The 4317-nt window shown below is 70.0% G+C and carries 4 protein-coding genes and 1 pseudogene; 4 read left to right on the top strand and 1 reads right to left on the bottom strand.

Annotation, left to right across the window (positions count from 1 at the left end; translation table 11 throughout):
- From ACFU6K_RS32535 to ACFU6K_RS32520, 4 genes and pseudogenes are all read left to right on the top strand, one after another.
- Positions 1-644: pseudogene (locus ACFU6K_RS32535) on the top strand (hypothetical protein); the annotation flags it as partial.
- 373 nt (positions 645-1017) lie between these two features.
- On the top strand, positions 1018-1542 hold the full coding sequence (locus tag ACFU6K_RS32530; protein WP_380669171.1) for a DUF1877 domain-containing protein: 525 nt from the start codon (positions 1018-1020) through the stop codon (positions 1540-1542).
- 201 nt (positions 1543-1743) lie between these two features.
- Positions 1744-2310, top strand: a complete 567-nt coding sequence (locus ACFU6K_RS32525; protein ID WP_380669169.1) for a hypothetical protein — start codon at positions 1744-1746, stop codon at positions 2308-2310.
- Positions 2311-2465: 155 nt separating this feature from the next.
- Positions 2466-3355 (top strand): IS5 family transposase gene (locus tag ACFU6K_RS32520; RefSeq protein WP_380669167.1). Its coding sequence is split into 2 segments (ribosomal slippage): positions 2466-2814 and positions 2814-3355, totalling 891 coding nucleotides; the frame shifts between segments, so codons are not numbered across the junction.
- Positions 3356-3708: 353 nt separating this feature from the next.
- On the opposite strand, the gene ACFU6K_RS32515 is transcribed toward ACFU6K_RS32520, so the two are convergent.
- A partial coding sequence (locus tag ACFU6K_RS32515) for a hypothetical protein (RefSeq protein WP_380669165.1) occupies positions 3709-4317 on the bottom strand: 609 nt, incomplete at its 5' end.

Here is a 4317-nt window from a genome sequence, read left to right as displayed (position 1 = left end):
ATAAAATGAAGACAAGGGGCCGCTTCGACGAGACTAATCTCACAGCCCACGACCGCGGCCAGCTGCTGGCCGCCCTGCGCGCCCAGGCCCCGCCGGAGACCGCCGGCCACCTCGCCCACGCCCTGCTGACCGACCCCGAAGCCCTCGACGAGCCGGGCACGCTGCTGGCCAACCTCGCCGACGGCCCCGGCGGGGCCGCAGCCGTGACCCTGCTGCTGCGCGCCACCGCCCGCTTCACCGGCGACGACCCCGCCGTCCGGGCCCGCGCCGCCGGCCTGTGGCGCGCCGCGGTGGACACGGTCCTGCCCGAGGGCGCCCTCACCGGCGCCGGCTCCTTCACCGACACCCCCCTCGACGACGACACCTGGCTCACCCTCACCCTCGCCTCCGCCCACCACACCCCGCGCCTCGACCACCCCGACCTCATCGCCGAACGCGCCGCCCACCACCCCGACAGCCCGGACGCGCTGCGCCTGGCCGCGCACCTGGTGGCCCACCCGGCCGGAGCCTGGCAGGACCACCGCGTGCGCGCCGAAGCCCGCACCCTGCTGACCGCCGCCGACACCACGAGCCCGGCCGCCGGGGCCGAGGCCGTTCGGCAGCTCCGCGAGGCCCTCGTCGACGCAGGCGACCTCAACGTCTGATAGGTCTCCCGGGCAGCCGGGCCAGCAGGTGCACGGCCGTCCCGGCAGCCATGCTGACGTCCGCCCCGCTGCGCCTCACCGCGGCTTCCCGCCGGGCCGCCGTGTCCGCTTGCGCCGCTGGGTCTTGTATGTGCCGGCCGGTAGGCTCGGGGCGGCGCACCTCGCTTGTGCGCGTCGGCCCGGGCCCACCCCCGGGGAACCGGTGAACCGTGCTGCCGCGCGGGGGCGAGCGAGGATCGGTGCCCTCTTCCAAGCCATGCACCCTGGCAATGCTCGTGGTGGGACGAACAGCAGGTGTCAGGGCGCGATGACGGAGAAGAAGGATGTCCTCCACTAGGGGAAATCCGGTGGACGTCCTCGGGATACTGCCCTCATGGCCGTCACCCAGCAGCTTGCCCGAGTCCCGGCGGAGTACCTCGCCGCCTGCCGTCAGTCAGCCAACGAGTCGCCAGACGGGGACCCCCGCTGGGACCCGCCACCGGCGGACTGTCTGGATCTGGACTGGGCACCAGCCATGCTGGAACGCGCCTGCAAGTTGGCGCGACTCGATGGCGTCCACCTGGATGCGCTCAGGCACGCCACCGAAGGCGATACAGCGATCGACCTGGGCTTCCTCAACACGCACCCGCATGCCATCGGCCCCTTCGGCCCCGTTCCAACGGCCCTCTCCGCAGTCCAAGTCGCTCGCGTCTCAGCACTGCTCGGAGAGATCGGTATGCAGGCGATCTTGACGGACCTGTCGAACGACCACAGCAATGCGGCTTCCTTGATCGGCCACGGGGCCGAGGGGATCATCGGCGGCCCGACGGAGTATCTGCTGGGCCACTTCAGGGCCCTGCACGAGTTCTACGAGGAGGCATCCCGGCGGAACCTGCTTGTCGTGCTGTGGTGGGACTGACAGAGAGACCTCGCCAACCAGCACGGGCGCGACCTGGTTCATGTCGGCGGGCAGGACCTGGGGAATTACGTGACCGTCGCCCTGGGGAAATATGGGCTCTGGCGGGGATCTTGTGATGCAGGACCCGGGATAGATGATCACCACCCCTGAACCGGCTGGGGCAGGTCCTTCCCTGCAGTAGCGACGTTTTACCTTGGTGTCATGGGAGAGATGAACGCGAGGCGGCAGATCGAGTTGACGCACGAGGACGTCCACGCCGGTGAGCACGGTACCCGCGCTCGGTGCCTGCCCGAGCCGTGGATGTGCGATGTCTTTCAGGTCGACGGCAGCCTGAGGGACATCCGGGTCCTCGACACGACCCGCGGTGAGTGGATCGCGGTCCTCGAACGCCTGCGTGTTGTAGCCGACGAGACCGAGGTCGAGCACCCCTACCCCCGGCTCGATCCCGTGCGTCCGGACTTCGCCGACCTCTTCCGCGTCTGGGCCGACGAGCCTGAGGGCCAGGGGACAAGTTTCTCCTTCCGGGCCCGCTTGGGCTCTGTGTGGTTCTTTGCCCTGCCCTGCGACAAGGAGGAGATCGAGTTCTCTGTCTGGCCCGAGGACGTCCTCGACGGGGCCGGGGTGGCCTCCGTGCTGCGGTTCCTGGTCGAGGTGGCGACGGCCAGTCAACGACTGGCCCTGCTGACCGGCGAGGTTGTCCGGTATGACCCGGGGATGCCGACGCTGATCTCCCACGACCCTGTCACCGGCCTCACTGCCCACATCTGAAAGGTGTTGTGGACGTGCGCTGTCGCACGGTCATGGGGCGAGGAGTACGCGTTGGCGTAGGAGGTCGAAGTTGGCTCGTCCGTAGGCCATGCGCTTGAGGAGCTTGATTCGCGTGACATGACCTTCGACCTAGGGCCTGTCTGATAATTGATCTTGTGGCAGGTCGAGGTGAGTTGACGGACGCGGCGTGGGAGCGGATAGAGCCTCTGTTGCCGCAGGTGGATGGGCGTGGCCGCCCGTGGCGTGATCACCGGCAGGTGGTCAACGGTGTGCTGTGGCGGCTTCGGACCGGGGCCCCGTGGCGCGACCTGCCCGAGCGGTACGGACCGTGGCAGCCCGTCTACGAGCGGTTCGCCCGCTGGGAAGCGGACGGCACCTGGGCGAGGCTGCTGAAGCACGTCCAGGTCCGCGACGACGCCGTGGGCCGGGTGGAGTGGACCGTCGCCGTCGACTCCACGGTCAACCGAGCCCACCAGCACGCCGCCGGCGCTCGCAAAAAGGGGATGCGGACGGGGACGAACTGGAAGATCCGGGCCGCTCACAGACGCGCCAGGCCCTCGGCCGGTCCCGAGGCGGGCTGACCACCAAGGTCCACCTCGCCGTCGACGGCCGGGGCCTGCCGCTGTCGATCGTGCTCACCCCGGGCAACGTCAACGACGCCACCACGTTCGCCGAGGTCCTGGACGGGATCCACGTCCCGCGAGCCGCAACAGGCCGCCCGCGCACAACACCGTTGCGGGTGCTGGGTGACAAGGCCTATTCCAGCAGGGCGATCCGGCATCTGCCGCGGCGCCGGGGCATCGCTGCCACGATCCCCGAACGCCGCGACCAGGTGGCCAATCGCCGACGCCGCGGGCGCCTCGGCGGTCGGCCGCCCGCCTTCGACAAGGAGATCTACCGCGATCGGAACGTGGTCGAACGATGCTTCGCCCGCCTCAAGCAGTTCCGCGCGATCGCCACCAGGTTCGACAAGCTCGCCGACCGCTACCGCGCTGGAGTCGTCCTGGCCTCCCTGATCCTCTGGCTCCGCGAACCGACCAGATGATCATTTGTCAGACACGCCTTAGCCCGAGCTCCAGGTACTGGACAGTCCGGCGACGACGGCTTCCTGGTCGCGGCGGAGGCCGGCGACCAGGGAGTGGAGGGCGGGTAGGTCGTCGGCGAGGACTCGGGTCATCCAAGCGGGCAGTAAGTCGCCGCGTCGGTCATGGAGCATGGCGGCGAAGTCACGGACGTGTCCGGCCGCGGCGTCGAGGTGCGGGCAGGCAGCCCCGATCTCCTTGAGTTTCCTGGGCGTCGTCGGCGCGGAGGCGGGCTGGGTCGGTCATGATCGAGCGGACCACTCGGCGGGGCCTCGGGGCGGGCCGAGATGACGCCGGGAGGCCGTGCTGCTTGGCTTCACGAAGGTAGCTGCAGGTCCGCGGTGCCCCGCGGCGCGTCGACCACGAAGCCGAACTCGGCGGGAGTCGTCCCGACCTTGGGGCTCGACGTGGTCACGCCGCTCACCACCGGGCTCTTGTGGTCGACGACCGTGGCGTTCAGCTCGGCCTTCGCGATGCCCTGGTAGTCCGTGGAGTTCGACACGGGGGCGTCCGCCTCGATCGTGATCCGCCCCGGCCGGTTGGCCGTGGACAGCCGCATCCGGTACTCGATGGTCCGGCTCTCACCGGCGGCCAGCGTGAAGGCCCCGTCCTTCCGGTTGATCACGTAGTCCATCCCGGTGCCCTGGCTGAGCTCCAGCTTCTTCCAGCCCGAGGCGTCCTTGCGCTCCAGGGTGCCGTCTGCCGTCGCGATGATCCGGCTGCAGGGCGCGCCCTCGTACTGCTGGGTGGCCACCACCGGGGCGACGCTGCGGGTGCCGGTGGCGTCGTTGTTCTTCCAGGTCACGGAGAAGGACACCGGGCCGTTGAGCTCGATCTGCCCGCCCTCGTTCAGGCCGCCGAAGGTGATGCCGATCCCGCTTCCGCCGGACTCGGCCGGGCCGGCCTTCGGCGCGGCGGGCTTGGC

This window comes from Kitasatospora sp. NPDC057512, from assembly GCF_042802135.1.
Taxonomy (GTDB): Bacteria; Actinomycetota; Actinomycetes; order Streptomycetales; family Streptomycetaceae; genus Kitasatospora.
Note: the sequence above shows the minus strand (reverse complement) of the source record. Positions and strands in the feature narration are given on the sequence as shown.

Coding starts and splice junctions, on each gene's coding strand:
- ACFU6K_RS32530 (WP_380669171.1), top strand. CDS start 1,018: ATGGCCGTCACCCAGCAGCTTGCCCGAGTCCCGGCGGAGTACCTCGCC.
- ACFU6K_RS32525 (WP_380669169.1), top strand. CDS start 1,744: ATGGGAGAGATGAACGCGAGGCGGCAGATCGAGTTGACGCACGAGGAC.